General features: G+C 72.7%; 14 protein-coding genes. 11 read left to right on the top strand and 3 right to left on the bottom strand.

What is annotated here, in order from left to right:
- From DVA66_RS08055 to DVA66_RS08045, 3 genes are all read right to left on the bottom strand, one after another.
- A partial coding sequence (locus DVA66_RS08055; protein WP_198671587.1) for a hypothetical protein occupies window positions 1-625 on the bottom strand: 625 nt, incomplete at its 3' end.
- Entirely contained in the window at window positions 612-2009 is a 1398-nt protein-coding gene (locus tag DVA66_RS08050) for a polysialyltransferase family glycosyltransferase (RefSeq protein WP_114559611.1), read from the bottom strand. The genes DVA66_RS08055 and DVA66_RS08050, both read right to left, overlap by 14 nt.
- The gene (locus DVA66_RS08045; RefSeq protein WP_114559610.1) at window positions 2006-2962 is read right to left on the bottom strand and encodes a glycosyltransferase family 2 protein; all 957 of its coding nucleotides are present in this window, start codon (window positions 2960-2962) and stop codon (window positions 2006-2008) included. The genes DVA66_RS08050 and DVA66_RS08045 overlap by 4 nt, the downstream gene beginning before the upstream one ends.
- Window positions 2963-3198: 236 nt before the next feature.
- Between DVA66_RS08045 and rplU the strand changes: the two genes are divergently transcribed.
- From rplU to DVA66_RS07990, 11 genes are all read left to right on the top strand, one after another.
- The gene (gene rplU, locus DVA66_RS08040; RefSeq protein ID WP_114559609.1) at window positions 3199-3507 is read left to right on the top strand and encodes a 50S ribosomal protein L21; all 309 of its coding nucleotides are present in this window, start codon (window positions 3199-3201) and stop codon (window positions 3505-3507) included.
- 12 nt (window positions 3508-3519) lie between these two features.
- Window positions 3520-3786, top strand: a complete 267-nt coding sequence (rpmA, locus tag DVA66_RS08035; RefSeq protein WP_114128110.1) for a 50S ribosomal protein L27 — start codon at window positions 3520-3522, stop codon at window positions 3784-3786.
- A 65-nt stretch (window positions 3787-3851) separates the two neighbouring features.
- Window positions 3852-5012: an ATP-binding protein gene (locus tag DVA66_RS08030; RefSeq protein ID WP_157973903.1), complete on the top strand. Its 1161-nt coding sequence runs from the start codon at window positions 3852-3854 to the stop codon at window positions 5010-5012.
- Between the two features lie 79 nt (window positions 5013-5091).
- Window positions 5092-6546: a GTPase ObgE gene (gene obgE, locus DVA66_RS08025; protein WP_114559607.1), complete on the top strand. Its 1455-nt coding sequence runs from the start codon at window positions 5092-5094 to the stop codon at window positions 6544-6546.
- A gap of 175 nt (window positions 6547-6721) precedes the next feature.
- Window positions 6722-7795 carry a glutamate 5-kinase gene (proB, locus tag DVA66_RS08020; RefSeq protein WP_232821839.1) on the top strand — a complete coding sequence of 358 codons (1074 nt, stop codon included), beginning with the start codon at window positions 6722-6724 and terminating at the stop codon, window positions 7793-7795.
- A gap of 104 nt (window positions 7796-7899) precedes the next feature.
- Complete coding sequence (locus DVA66_RS08015) at window positions 7900-8937, top strand: glycosyltransferase (RefSeq protein WP_114559605.1); 1038 nt, start codon at window positions 7900-7902, stop codon at window positions 8935-8937.
- Window positions 8930-9406 (top strand): GtrA family protein, encoded by a 477-nt coding sequence (locus DVA66_RS08010; protein WP_114559604.1) that lies wholly within the window; start codon window positions 8930-8932, stop codon window positions 9404-9406. The genes DVA66_RS08015 and DVA66_RS08010 overlap by 8 nt, the downstream gene beginning before the upstream one ends.
- Window positions 9403-10896, top strand: a complete 1494-nt coding sequence (locus DVA66_RS08005) for a hypothetical protein (protein WP_114559603.1) — start codon at window positions 9403-9405, stop codon at window positions 10894-10896. Before DVA66_RS08010 ends, DVA66_RS08005 begins: the two co-directional genes overlap by 4 nt.
- 129 nt (window positions 10897-11025) lie before the next feature.
- Window positions 11026-12690, top strand: coding sequence for an ABC transporter substrate-binding protein (locus DVA66_RS08000; protein ID WP_114559602.1), 1665 nt, complete (start codon window positions 11026-11028; stop codon window positions 12688-12690).
- A gap of 3 nt (window positions 12691-12693) precedes the next feature.
- Window positions 12694-13716 (top strand): ABC transporter permease, encoded by a 1023-nt coding sequence (locus DVA66_RS07995; protein WP_114559601.1) that lies wholly within the window; start codon window positions 12694-12696, stop codon window positions 13714-13716.
- Window positions 13713-14681, top strand: coding sequence for an ABC transporter permease (locus tag DVA66_RS07990; protein WP_232821838.1), 969 nt, complete (start codon window positions 13713-13715; stop codon window positions 14679-14681). The genes DVA66_RS07995 and DVA66_RS07990 overlap by 4 nt, the downstream gene beginning before the upstream one ends.
- Window positions 14682-14767: the final 86 nt, after the last annotated feature.

Raw genomic sequence — 14767 nt, 5'->3', positions numbered from 1 at the left:
GCAGCTGCACCAGGGCCAGCACGAGCAGGGCCACCGCGGCGGTGGTGGCGGTGGTGTACTTCATCAGCGCGGTGGCAGCGAGCAGGACCGCCGCGAGCGGCACGCCCCAGCGGGCTCGGGCCAGCCCCGCGGCGACGGCGGCCACCGCCAGCGCGCTGGCCGACCACTCCGGCTGCCAGACGTCGCGCTGCGGGGCCCAGACGAGGGCGACGAGCACCCCGGTCGCCAGCGCGGCGGCCTGCGTCGCCGGCAGGTGGGAGCGCAGCGCACGCGCCAGGCAGGCCGCGGCCACCCCGCAGAGCAGCCCGCCGACCAGCAGCCAGAGCACCTCCCGGGTGGCGGGCTCGCCCCAGGTCACCGCGTCCACCGCCGCCATCAGCAGCCGGTTGGTCATCGGCCGGTGGGCCCAGATCTCGGCCGGCGACCAGCCGGTCGCGGCGGTCGTGTGCAGCGCCCCGAGCGTGTAGCGGACGTCGCCGTTCAGGCTGAACACCGGCGCCCGGACCGCGCCGAGCAGCAGACCGAGCAGCGGCCAGGCCAGCCACCACCACCGCACCGACCGCGGGCGGCCGGCAGGCTCGTCGGCGGTGCGGCGCAGGTGGGTGGTGCGGTCAGCGACGGGCACGGCGGACCCGGCGGTAGAGCTTGCGAGCGCGGGTGACGGCCTCGCGGATCCGCGGGTGGTCGGCCTGACTGGCCTCGAGCAGGACGCGCTGCACCGGCGTGCGCTGGGGGCCGGGGAGCTCGGCGGCCAGCAGCCGCCGCTTGTAGAAGTAGCGCTTGTAGGCCGGGTAGTTCTCGCTGAGGAACTGCACCGCCGCCGGACGCAGGTGCTCGGTGTGGCCGGGCTGCATGGCGTGCGCCACCGCGGTCAGCAGCGGCGCCAGCTCCTCGGCGCCGGGCCGGTCGGCGCGACGCAGGTCGGCCACCGACTGCGGGACCAGCTGGTCGACGATCGTCAGCGGGATGCGGTTGCTGTTCTGGTAGGGCCGCAGGACGGTCAGCAGCGTGCCGGTGCCGAGGCTGGCCACCGGGATGCCGTAGAGGTTGGCCGCCGTCATCAGCGCGGTGGAGAACGCGCTGAGCACCAGACCCACCGAGAGGCGCTCGTAGAGCACCTCGGCGATGATCGGCTCGTCGAAGACCACGAGCCGCACGCCGAGCTCCTCGGCGCGGCGCTGCAGCGGCGTGATCATGGCCGACCCCGCACTCGGGTGCGGCTTGAAGACGACGGTGCCGAAACCCGCCTCGGCGGCCAGACCGAGCAGGCGCAGGTGCAGGTCGGTCTCCTCCTCCAGCGTGATCAGCTCGAGGTCGCTCATGTACTGGCCCAGCACGAGCGCCACCGGCTCGTCCGCCGGCACCGGCAGCGCGAGGTGCTCGCCCAGCCCGGCCACCACGGCCCGGAAGGCCGCGGTGTCGACCACCTCGGTGCGGGCGCCCCACTCCGAGAGCAGCAGCGGGCGCAGCCCCGGCACCAGGTCCAGGTGCAGCACCCGGTCGATGCGGGTGCCGACGGTCGCGCCCAGCCGGTCGCGGGTGGGCCCGTAGCTCATCAGGCCGTCGGCGTAGACGTCGATGGTGGCGTCGGGGAACATGCGGCAGACCGTCGTCGCCGGCGGGGCCTGGATGCTCTCGCAGACGATCTGCACGTCCGCCTCGCCGATGCCCCACGCCTGGCGCGCGGCGCGCTCCCACATCAGCAGCTCCTCCTCGCGGGGGCGCCAGGCCGACGGGTGCAGGGGGGTGATCCAGGCGTTGTAGTCGACCACCTCGTCGAAGTGGTGGGCGAGGTCGTCGAAGTCGGGCTGGTCGACCAGCCGCGGCGACGTCTCGGGGTGCGCGGAGTTGTTGCTCAGCACCAGCACCCGCCGGTCGGGCCGGCCGAGCTGGCCGGAGTCGGCGAGCGCGGTCAGGGTCACCGTGCCGTAGAGGGTGGAGGCGAGGCAGAGCTGGACGGTCGGACGCGGGCGCGCGCTCGGACGGGGCTCGACGATCTGCTCGGTCATGCGGGCAACCCCACCTTGGAGAGGACGTGGCGACGGTCGGGGGACTGCAGCGCGTACTGCTCGGCGAAGGCGTCGTCCCACAGCACGGCCAGCGACTGGGAGGCCCGTCGGCGCAGCTCGGCCTTGAGGGCGTGGCTGTACTCGGGCTTGGTGAGGTGGAAGTAGAGCAACGCCAGGTAGGTCCGGGCCACCTTGGGCTCGAACCGCGCGAAGTCGGGGTTGGCGCGGACGGCGGCGAGCACCTTCTCGTAGGAGGGGATGAAGTCGAACTGCCGGTCGTCGGTGATGGCGGTCAGGGAGGACGTCACCTCCCGGCGCCAGAACTGCCCGGTCAGCCCGACCACGGCGAAGGAGTCGGCGGCCAGGTAGAGCCGCCACATCTGCTCACGGTCCTCCGCGGTGCGCAGGCTCTCGTCGAAGCGCAGCACGTCGAGCTCGTCGTGCAGCCGGCGGGAGTAGATCCCGGTCCAGGGCTGGGGCACGTCGATGGAGGTGGAGAGGGTGACCGGCAGGATGCCGTTGCGCGGCGAGTCGGGCACGCGGCGCGGCCCGTGCGGGATCCGGTGCACCTGCCGCCGGCGTCCGTGCACCCGGACGTGGTCGGCCCGGACGAAGTCGACGCCCAGCTCCTCGATCGCCGCGATCATCGAGGTGTAGTGGTCGGGGGCCACGAAGTCGTCGCCGTCGAGGTAGCAGATGTAGTCGCCCTGGGCGCGGGAGAGGGCCAGGTTGCGGGTGGCCGAGATCCCCAGGTTCTGCTCGTTGCGCAGCAGCGTGGCGTTCGGCACCCGCTCGACCAGCCGGGTGAGCTGGTCGTAGGTGCCGTCGGGAGAGCAGTCGTCGACGAGGATGAACTCGATGTCGGGGGTGGCGGCCCGGCTCAGGCTGGTCAGGGTGTGGGCGACGATGGACTCGATCGAGTAGAACGTGGCGATGACGGACAGTCGTGGCATTCGGTCGGGTCTGCTCCTCGTACGGGGGTCTGGGTGCGTCTCAGGCTCCAGCGCCGGGTAGTAGGCTAGTGGCAACGCCGGGGCGCAGCCGTCCGAGCGCGTGTTTGACCCTCGTCGCCCGCGACGCGTAAGGTAGCCCCTCGGTGCTTGCCTCCAGCTCTGCGTGGCCCCGCTCCGCGGTGGCCCCGGCGGTCAGCCGGCACCGAACCAAGACGTGAGAAGAGAGAAGGTCAGTCGTGTACGCGATCGTGCGCTGTGGCGGACGCCAGCACAAGGTGGCCGTCGGCGACGTCGTCACCATCGACAAGGTGGCGGACGAGGCCGGGGCCGAGCTCCAGCTCCAGCCCCTGCTGCTGGTCGACGGTGACACCGTCACCACCGACAAGGGTGCCCTGGACAAGGCCACCGTGACCGCGGAGGTGCTGGCCGAGACCAAGGGTCCCAAGATCCGCATCCTCAAGTACAAGAACAAGACCGGCTACCGCAAGCGCCAGGGCCACCGCCAGCGCCACACGCAGGTCAAGGTCACCGGGATCAAGGGCTGAGGGAGACAGGCAATGGCACACAAGAAGGGCGCGTCGTCCACCCGCAACGGGCGCGACTCCAACGCCCAGCGGCTCGGTGTGAAGCGCTTCGGCGGCGAGGACGTCAACGCCGGCGAGATCATCGTCCGCCAGCGCGGCACCCACTTCCACCCCGGTGACAACGTCGGCCGTGGCGGGGACGACACCCTGTTCGCGCTGCGTCCGGGCACCGTCGAGTTCGGCACCCGTCGCGGGCGTCGGGTGGTCAACATCCTCGAGCGCGACGCCGTCGCCAGCTGACTGCTGCTGTACCCCAAGAACCTCAAACCTCCGGGATTTTAGGTTCTTGGGGTACAGTGCTGTCCATGGCCGGTCCCTTCTTCCCCGGCGCGGGAACCAGCCCCTTCCGGCTGGAGGGCCGCGACCGCGAGCTGCGCACGTGGCACCGGATGCTGACCGACATCGGCGTCTTCGGCCACACCCAGGAACGCCAGCTGATCCTGCAGGGGGTCCGCGGGGTCGGCAAGACCTCGCTGCTCAAGCAGTTCGCCGAGGACGCCGTGGCTCAGGGCGGGCTGGCGGTGCGGGTGCGCTGCCAGGCCAGCGCCCGGGAGCCGCTGATGGAGCGGGTCCGGGCCGCGGTGCAGCAGACGCTGCAGCGGCCGCCCGACTTCACCGATGTCCACGGCCGGGTGGTGCGAGCCGCGATCACGACCCCGGTCGGCGGTCTGGAGGTCGAGCGTGAGCTGCGGCCGGAGTCGCCGGGGCTGACCGACACCGCGTTCATGCAGGAGCTGGTGGACGCCACCACCGAGGTCCGCCGCCGCGGCGGGCTGGGGCTGGCCCTGCTGGTCGACGAGACCCAGTACGCCGACCAGGCCAGCCTGGTCAACCTGTCCGAGCTGGTCTCGCTGATCGGGGAGCGCGACGGCGACAAGCCGCCGCTGCTGCTGTGCTTCGCGGGGCTGCCCGACACCGTGGAGAAGGTCGGGCGCTCCTCCAGCCACGCCGAGCGGGTCTACCGCACCCTCGAGCTGGGCTACCTGGACGCCGACAGCACCCGCGACGCCTTCCTGCTGCCGGTGCACGAGGCCGGCGGGCGCTGGACACCGGAGGCGCTGACCGAGGCGGTCACCGTCTCCGGCGGCTACCCGGCCTTCATCCAGGAGTACGGGCAGGCGTTCTGGGAGCTGCGGCGCGGCGACCTGATCGACGCCGACGTGGTGGCCGAGGGTGTCCGCGCGGCCGGGCCGCAGATCGAGGCCTACTTCCAGGGCGCCTGGAACGCCGCCCCGCCGCTGGGGCGCTCGGCGCTGCTCGAGCTGGCCCGGGCGGGTGGCCGGCTGCGGATGCGCGAGCTGGCGACCGCCCTGGGGCGCGGCTCGAGCAGCGAGATCTCCTGGGCGGTGGACGAGCTGCGCCGGCGCGGCACCGTCACCCGCCCTGAGCGTGGGGTGGTCGTCTTCGGCCGCCCCGGCATGCGGGAGTGGGTGCTCGCCCAGCAGGACGACGGGGACGACCGGTGAGCACCGCACCCCCGACACCCCACCCCACCCGACCCGGACGGCCCACGCCGTTCCGGACCACCGACACCAGGAGGCCGTGATGGCGATCCCCAGCTTCGTCGACCGCGTGACCCTGCAGGTGCAGGGCGGCAACGGGGGGCACGGCTGCGCCTCGGTGCACCGGGAGAAGTTCAAGCCGCTCGGCGGGCCCGACGGGGGCAACGGCGGTGACGGCGGGTCGGTCCTGCTGCGGGTGGAGCCGGGCCTGACCACACTGGTGGAGTACCACCGCCAGTCCGTGCGGCGGGCCCAGAACGGCCAGCCCGGACGCGGTGACCACCAGAACGGCTCGCGCGGGGACGACGTCGTGCTCGGCGTGCCCGACGGCACGGTGGTCAGCGACGCCGACACCGGTGAGGTGCTGGCCGACCTCACCGGCGCCGGCGCGGAGCTGGTGGTGGCCGCGGGCGGACGCGGCGGGCTCGGCAACGCCGCACTGGCCTCCAGCGCCCGCAAGGCCCCGGGGTTCGCCCTGCTCGGGGAGGAGGGCGACGGGCGCCGGATCCAGCTCGAGCTCAAGGTGGTGGCCGACATCGGGCTGGTCGGCTTCCCCAGCGCCGGCAAGTCCTCGCTGGTCGCGGCGATCTCGCGGGCCCGTCCCAAGATCGCCGACTACCCGTTCACCACCCTGGTGCCGAACCTCGGCGTGGTGGTGGCGGGGGAGACCACCTTCACCGTGGCCGACGTGCCAGGGCTGATCGAGGGCGCCAGCGCGGGACGCGGGCTGGGCCACGACTTCCTGCGCCACGTCGAGCGCTGCGCGGCGCTGGTGCACGTCATCGACACCGCCACCTACGAGCCGGGCCGCGACCCGCTGTCCGACCTCGACGTGATCGAGGGCGAGCTGGCCGCGCACGGCGGGCTGGAGGACCGGCCCCGGCTGGTGGTGCTCAACAAGGCCGACGTCCCCGACGCCGCCGACCTGGCCGAGCTGGTCCGCGAGGACGTCGCCGCCCGCGGCTGGCCGGTGTTCGTGGTCTCGACCATGAGCGGGCAGGGGCTCAACGAGCTCACCTTCGCGATGGCCGAGCTGGTCCGCCGGCGCCGCGCCACCCAGCCGGCGCCGGAGCCGCAGCGGATCGTGCTGCGTCCCGAGCCGGTCCGCGGCGGGGGCGCGGAGTTCACCGTCGACCGCCAGGGCGACGGGCAGGGCGGCCACGTGTGGCGGGTGCGCGGGACGAAGCCGGAGCGCTGGGTCCGCCAGACCGACTTCAACAACCCTGAGGCGGTGGGCTACCTCGCCGACCGGCTCAACCGGATCGGCATCGAGGACCGGCTGCTCGAGCTCGGCGCCCGGGCCGGCGACGCGGTGGCCATCGGCGGCGAGGACGCCGTGATCTTCGACTTCGCCCCGCAGGTCGAGGTCGGCGCGGAGATCCTCAGCCGCCGCGGTGAGGACCAGCGGCTGGAGAGCGAGCGGCCGGCCGCCCAGCGGCGCCGGGCCAAGGACGCCGAGTACCACGCCGCCCGCGAGCTCGAGGACGACGATGAGTGACGGCACCACCGACGCACCGGCCGCTGGGGCGGCAACCCGGCCCCAGCGCCCTGAGCCCGCTCCCCGACGCCCTGAGCCCGCACCCCAACGCCCTGAGCCCGCACCCCAACGCCCTGAGCCTGTCGAAGGGCGGTCCGCCGGCACCCGGCACCAGGTCGCCACCGCCCGCCGGGTCGTGGTCAAGGTGGGCTCGTCCTCGCTGACCAGCCCCGACGGCCGCCTCGACCTCGAGCGGGTGGCCCGGCTGGTGGACGCCCTGGCCGGGGTCCGGCAGCAGGGCCGGGAGGTCGTCCTGGTCTCCTCCGGCGCGATCGCGGCAGGCCTGGCACCGCTCGGGCTGCGCCGGCGCCCGCGCGACCTCGCCACCCAGCAGGCGGCGGCCGCGGTCGGCCAGGGGCTGCTGGTGGAGCAGTACATGCAGCGCTTCGCCCGGCACGGCATCACGGTCGGGCAGGTGCTGCTCACCGTCGAGGACGTCACCGTGCAGAGCAAGTACCGCAACGCCTACCGCACCGCGGCCAAGCTGCTCGAGCTCGGCGTGCTGCCGATCGTCAACGAGAACGACACGGTGGCCACCAAGGAGATCCGCTTCGGCGACAACGACCGGCTGGCCGCCCTGGTGGCGCACCTGGTGCACGCCGAGGCCCTGGTGCTGCTCAGCGACGTGCCCGCCCTCTACACCGCCCACCCCGAGACCCCGGGGGCCGAGCGGGTGCCCGACGTCGCCGACGCCGGCGCGCTGACCGGTGTCGACATCTCCCGCCGCGGCTCGGCCGTCGGCACCGGCGGCATGGTCACCAAGCTGGAGGCGGCCCGGATCGCGACCTCGGCCGGCATCCCGACCCTGCTGGGCGCCGCCGACGACGCCGCGGCCGCGCTCGCCGGGCAGGACGTCGGCACCGCCTTCGCCGCCACCGGACGCCGCCGACCCACCCGGCTGCTCTGGCTGGCCCACGTCTCCGACGCCCAGGGCAGCCTGGTGCTCGACGCGGGAGCGGTGCGGGCGGTGACCCAGCGCAAGGCGAGCCTGCTGCCGGCCGGCATCACCGACGTGCACGGCAGCTTCACCGCCGGCGAGCCGGTCGACCTGGTCGGCCCGGACGGCGCGGTGGTGGCCCGCGGGCTGGTCAGCTACGACGCCGCCGACCTGCCGCAGATGATCGGGCACCGCACCGGCGAGCTGGTGGAGGAGCACGGGGCCGAGTACGCCCGCGTGGTCGTGCACCGCGACGCCCTGGTGGTGCTGTGAGCGCCGACCGCCGGGGGTCGGCCGTGCGTCGGGAGCCGGCCCCCTACCCCGCGCCCTATCCTGAGCCCGTTCCCACTCCACCCGACCACGAGCAGGGACCCCGGATGTCGCCTTCCGACCCACGCGCCGGCCTGCGCATCGCCGCCATCGTGCCGTGCCACGACGAAGAGCTCACCGTCGCCAAGGTGGTGCGCGACCTCCGGGCCGCCGTGCCCGGGATGACGGTGTACGTCTACGACAACAACAGCACCGACGCCACCGCCGAGCAGGCCCGCCGGGCCGGCGCGGTCGTGCGCAGCGAGAGCCGCGCGGGCAAGGGCAACGTCATCCGGCGCGCCTTCGCCGACGTCGACGCCGACATCTACGTCACCATCGACGGCGACGACACCTACGAGGCCGCCGACCTGCCGGCCATGATCGACCTGCTGCTGCGGGGCCCCTACGACCACGTGCTCGGCGTGCGCACCGAGACCCAGGAGACGTCGTCCTACCGGCCGGGGCACGAGGCCGGGAACCGGATGTTCAACTGGCTGACCAGCGCCCTGTTCCGGGACCGGGTGACCGACATGCTCTCGGGCTACCGGGTGTTCTCCCGCCGGTTCGTCAAGTCGTTCCCGGCGATCAGCAAACGCTTCGAGACCGAGACCGAGCTCACCGTGCACATGATGTCGCTGCGGCTGCCGTGCACCGAGTACCCGGTCGGCTTCCGCGACCGGCCCGAGGGCAGCGAGTCCAAGCTGTCCACCTTCGGCGACGGGTTCCGCATCCTCGGCCTGCTCTTCGAGCTGGTGCGCCACGAGCGGCCGGCGGTCTTCTACGGCGCGCTGTCGTTCCTCGTCGCGGTCCTCTCGCTGGTGCTCGGGGTGCCGGTGGTGGCCGAGTACGCCGAGACCGGGCTGGTGCCGCGGTTCCCGACCGCGATCCTCGCCTCGGCGCTGATGATCCTCGCCTTCCTGCTGGGCAGCGTCGGACTGGTGCTGGACGGCCTGCGCCGGGCCCGCCGGGAGGCCGCGCGGCTGGCCTACCTGCAGCTGCACCCGACGACCGACCGCGGCACGTTGGAGGTGCTCGAGCCCGCACCCTCCCCGGAGCGTCCCGCCGTCGAGCGCAGCAGCACCGCGCTGCCGCAGCCCCGTGGCTGAGCGCCGCTGGCGGGCCCTGGCCACCGAGGTCTGGCGCTTCGGGGTCATCGGCGGCCTCACCTACGTCGTCGACACCGGGTTGTCGAACCTCCTCGTCTACGGCCTCGGCACCGCCCCGGCGCTGCTGCCGGATGCGCCGCTGGTGGCCAAGTCGATCGCCTTCGTCGTGGCGATGCTGCTCGCCTGGGCCGGCAACCGCTGGTGGACCTACGGCCACCGCGAGACCGGCTCGTCGCTGCGCAGCGTCGGGCTCTACCTGCTGGTGAACCTGGCCTCCATGGTCATCGTGCTGATCCCGGCCGGGGTCAGCTGGTACCTGCTCGGGTTGCAGGACCCGGTGTCGTTCAACATCTCGACCAACGTCATCGGGTTCGTCCTCGGGCTGCTGTTCCGTTTCTGGGCCTACCGCACCTGGGTCTTCCGCGACCGGAGCGAACCGGACGCCGTCCCGACCGAGGAGGTCCGGTGAGCGCCCTGCTGGCACGGCTGGACGAGCTGCTGCGGTCCCGCGCGGCCTGGGCGGTGGTCTGCGCCGTGGTGCTGGCCGTCCAGGGCGCCTTCATGCTGCTGCTCAGCGCGCCGGGACGGGCCAACGTCGACGTCGTCTACCAGGCGCGCCAGGCCCTGGGGGAGATCCCCTACAACGACTGGCACCCGCCGGTGATGAGCGCGCTGTGGGAGCTGCTGATCGACCTCACCGGCGACATAGGCTCGCTGTTCCGCCTGCAGACCGGCTTCTTCCTCCTCACCGTGTGGGCCTCGGCGCTGCTGGTGCACCGTGTCACCGGGCACCGGCGCTGGACGCTGTGGATGCTGCTGCTGCCGCTCGCCCCGTGGGTGCTGGGGCAGACCGCGGTGCTGTGGAAGGACACCCAGATGGCGGTCGCGCTGCTGGCGGGCTGCCTGTGCCTGTTCTTCATCGACGTCCGGCGGCGCGGCACCTGGGTCCTCGTGCTGCCGGCGCTGGTGCTGCTCAGCTACGCCACCGCGGTGCGCAAGAACGCCGTCTTCGCGGTGGTGCCGATCGCGGTCTACCTGGGGGTGCTGCTGGCGCAGGTGGTGTGGAAGCGCTTCTACCGCGCCGGTGGCGGGCGGCGCTGGGTCCGGCTGACCGCGGCCAGCCTGGTGGCGCTGCTGGTGCTCGGTGCCTCCAGCGCGCTGCTGGACCGTGGGGTCACCGTCGCGAAGGAGGTGCAGCCGACGTCCTCCCTCGCCACCGTGATGCTGGACGACGTCACCTTCAGCGTGCCGGAGGCGGAGCTGCGGGCCAGCGACGCCCCACCCGAGCTGGTCCAGCGCATCCTCGACTCCCGCACGAGGTGCCGCGAGATCGACGAGGCCTGGGACTCCTACCTGCACTGCTTCGGCCGCGGCGGTGCGGAGCTGTTCGCCCCCGTCGAGGACGCCGAGGCCATCCAGGAGCTGTGGGTGGAGCACGTGCTGCCGCACCCGGGGCGCTACCTCCTCTACCGCTCGGGCGTGTTCAGCTACTACTTCTTCAGCTCGGCGCTGGAGTGGTGGCCCTACGGGTGGCGTGAGGACGCCGAGCCCGTCGGCCTCGGGCCGCAGAACTACAACGCCGACCTCCTCGCCCGCTACTACGTCGTCGACTTCGCGGCCGAGACGTTCCCGATGCTGTTCAAACCGTGGTTCTGGAGCGCTCTCGGCATCGCCTGCGTGGTGCTCAGCCGACGCGCCGGACGCCGGCTGCAGGGCCCGGTCCTCGCCCTGGCCTGGTCCGCGCTCGCCTACGTCGCGGGATACTTGCCGATCGCCCCGGCCAACCACTTCCGCTACACCTTCTGGCCGGCGCTGGCGGTGTCGGTCGCGCTGGGTCTGCTCTGCGCGGGCTGGTGGGCCCGGCACCGGGGGCACCGCCCGGATGGGGTCGAGTCGGAGGCCGCAGCGGCCGAGGAGCGTGCGGAGCGCGGCACCGCCCCGCGTCGCCGGGCGACGTGAAGAAATGTTGCGAACACGACACGATCCGGTGAGCGTGACGACAACCGGCGGTCACCCCGCTAGGTTCTCCGGATAACGCGCGGGCGATCCCCGCGCGCCCGTAGGCCATGGACTTCCGAGGTGGACAGCATGCAGCGATCGATCCTTCGTCGAGCGGGGGCGCTGCTGGCGTCCCTCGCCCTGGTGGGCGGGCTCGCCGCCTGCGCCGAGAGCCAGCGGGAGCCCGACGCCGGGGGTGAGGGCCCCCAGGGCGGCACCTTCGTCTTCGCCGCCTCCTCCGACCCGGTGATGCTCGACCCGGCCATGGCCAGCGACGGCGAGACCTTCCGCGTCGCCCGCCAGATCTTCGAGGGCCTGGTCTCCACCGTCCCCGGCACCACCGAGCTGGCCCCGCTGCTGGCCACCGAGTGGAGCAGCAGCGACGACGGCCTGAGCCACTCCTTCACGCTGCGCGAGGGCGTCACCTTCCACGACGGGACACCGTTCGACGCCGACGCGGTCTGCGCCAACTTCGAGCGCTGGTACAACTGGACCGGCATCAACCAGTCCGACAACATCACCTACTACTACGGCAAGCTGTTCCGCGGCTACAAGGGTGACGACACCGCCCTGTACGAGAGCTGCGCCGCCGAGAGCCCGACCCAGGTGACGATCAACCTCACCTCGCCGTTCGCCGCCTTCGTGCAGGCGATGACGCTGCCGGCGTTCTCGATGCAGAGCCCCACCGCGCTCGAGCAGTACAACGCCGACGACACCGCCGGCACCGAGGACGACCCGCGCTTCTCCGAGTACGCCACCGCCCACCCGACCGGCACCGGCCCGTTCCGCTTCGGCAGCTGGGAGCGCGACCAGCAGGTGACGCTGGACCGCAACGACGAGTACTGGGGCGAGAAGGCGATCATCAGCCAGGCGATCATCCGCACCATCAGCGACCCGACCGCCCGCACCCAGGAGCTGCAGCAGGGCAGCATCGACGGCTATGACCTCGTCGCGCCGGCCGACCTGCAGCCGCTGCAGGACGCCGGCTTCCAGATCCAGAACCGTCCGGCGTTCAACATCCTCTACCTGGCGCTGAACCAGAACACCCCGGAGATGAAGGACGTCCGCGTCCGCCGCGCGATCGCCCACGCCATCGACAAGGACGCGCTGATCTCCCAGACGCTGCCCGAGGGCACGCTGCCGGCCACCCAGTTCATGCCGGACATGGTGAACGGCTACGCCGAGGACGTCACCACCTACGACTACGACCCCGACCGCGCCCGGGCCCTGCTGGCCGAGGCCGGCCAGGAGGACCTGACCATCAGGCTGGCCTACCCGACCGGCGTCTCGCGGCCCTACATGCCGACCCCGGAGGACACCTTCGTGGCGATCCAGTCCCAGCTGGAGGCGGTCGGCATCACCATCGAGCCGGTGGCCGCCCAGTGGAGCCCCGACTACCTCGACATGGTCCAGGGCGAAGCCGGCCAGGGCGCCCGTGACGCCCACTTCCTCGGCTGGACCGGCGACTACAACGACCCCGACAACTTCGTCGGGACGTTCTTCGGCCAGCAGGGGTACGAGTTCGGCTTCGACAACCCCGAGCTCTTCGACGCCCTGCGCGAGGCCCGCGGCCTGCCCACCGCCGAGGAGCAGATCCCGGCCTACCAGGAGATCAACCGCACCATCGCCGAGTTCGTCCCCGGCGTCCCGCTGGCCCACCCGGCGCCGTCCCTGGCCTTCTCCGAGAACGTCGAGGGCTACGTCGCCAGCCCGGTGCAGGACGAGGTCTGGAACACCGTCAGCATCACCGAGTGACCGATGGCCCGGTTCATCATCCGGCGCCTGCTGCTGCTCGTGCCGGTGCTCTTCGGGCTGAGCGTGCTCCTCTTCCTGTGGTTGCGCGCCCTGCCCGGGGACCCGGCACGAGCACTGCTCGGCGACAAGGCGACCCCCGAGTCCATCGCCCGGGTCAACGAGCAGTACGGCTTCGACGAGCCGCTGCTGCAGCAGTACCTGCGCTACACCGGATCGCTGCTGCGCGGTGACTTCGGCGCCTCGGCGATCAGCGGCGAGCCGGTGCTGCCGACCTTCCTCGACCGGTTCCCCGCGACCATCGAGCTGGCCGCGGCGGCGCTGCTGTTCGCGGTCGTCGTCGGCATCCCGCTGGGCTACCTGGCCGCCCGCCGCAACGGGGGCGCGCTCGACCTGCTGGCCGTCGGCACCTCGCTGGCGGGGGTGACCATCCCGGTGTTCGTGCTGGCCTACCTGCTCAAGCTGGTCTTCGCCGTCGGGCTGCCCGGTCTGGACTTCCTCGCGGTGCTGCCCGCCTCGGGACGCCAGGACGTCCGGATCGACGCCACCCACATCACCAACTTCTACGTGCTGGACGGGTTGCTGACCCGGGAGTGGGACGCCGCCTGGAACGCCGTGGTGCACCTGGTGCTGCCGGCGATCGCGCTGGGGTCGATCCCGCTGGCGATCGTGGTGCGGATGACCCGGGCCAGCGTGCTGGAGGTGCTGCACGAGGACTACGTGCGCACCGCCAACGCCAAGGGCCTGGCCCGCGGGCTCATCACCCGCCGGCACGTGCTGCGTCCGGCGATGCTGCCGGTGACCACCACGATCGGCCTGCAGACCGGCGCGCTGCTGGCCGGGGCGGTGCTGACCGAGACGGTGTTCGCCTTCAACGGCATCGGCAGCTACCTCTTCGAGGCCATCTCCAGCCTCGACTACGCCGTGCTGCAGGGGTTCATCCTCTTCATCGCGCTCACCTTCGCCCTGGTGAACCTGGTGGTCGACGTGCTCTACGGCGTCATCGACCCGAGGATGCGCACCTCGTGAGCGCGTCGGTGGAGCGGTCCGCGGGCCGCCGTGCCCAGGAGCGTCCGGCCTGGCCGCCGGCGCTGGTGGAGGTGATGGGCGGCACGGCCGTCGCCGACGAGAAGGGCACCAGCCTGTGGCGCGGGGCCGTGCAGCGGCTGCGGCGCAACCCGTCGGCCATCGTCGGTGCGGTGATCGTGCTCGCCTTCGTCGTGGTGGCCGCCGCCGCGCCGCTGCTGGCCCCCTACGAGCCGGCCAGCACCGAGTGGATCGCGATGGTGACGCCGTCCGACGTCCCCGGGCCGTTCCCGGGGCACCCGCTCGGGCTCGACCCGTTCGGCTCCGACCTGCTCACCCAGCTGCTCTACGGCGCCCGGCAGTCCCTGCTCATCGGGGTGGTCTCGACCAGCCTCGGTCTGCTGGTCGGGGCGGCCCTGGGCGGGTTGGCCGGTGCCTTCGGCGGCTGGGTCGACACCCTGGTGATGCGGGTGGTCGACATCCTGCTGTCCATCCCGTCGCTGCTGCTCGCAGTCAGCGTGGCCGCGGTGCTCGGGCGCAACCCGCTGGCGATCATGATCGCCATCGCCGCCGCCCAGGTGCCGATCTTCGCCCGGCTGCTGCGCGGGTCGATGCTGTCCCAGCGCAGCCAGGACTACGTGCTGGCGGCGTCCTCGCTGGGCCTGCGGCGGCGGACCGTGGTGATGAGCCACGTGCTGCCGAACTCCCTCGGCCCGGTGATCGTGCAGGCCACGCTCACCCTGGCGACCTCGATCATCGAGGTGGCCGCACTGTCCTACCTGGGGCTCGGGGCGCCCAACCCGGCGGTCGCGGAGTGGGGGCGGATGCTGGTCAAGGGCCAGGAGCGGCTGCAGTCCGACCCGCACCTCACCCTGCTGCCCGGCGTCTGCATCGCCATCACGGCGCTCGGCTTCACCCTCTTCGGTGAGGCCCTGCGCGAGGCCCTCGACCCGAAGTCGCGGAGGTGACCCCGGTGGCAGAACGCCCTGAGCCCGCCCCCCAGCGCCCTGAGCCCACCCCTCAGCGCCCTGAGCCCACCCCCCAGCGCCCTGAG

The sequence above is a fragment of the Desertihabitans aurantiacus genome, from assembly GCF_003344635.1.
GTDB classification, from domain to species: domain Bacteria; phylum Actinomycetota; class Actinomycetes; order Propionibacteriales; family Propionibacteriaceae; genus Desertihabitans; species Desertihabitans aurantiacus.
This window is presented reverse-complemented; position numbering and strand designations above follow the sequence as displayed.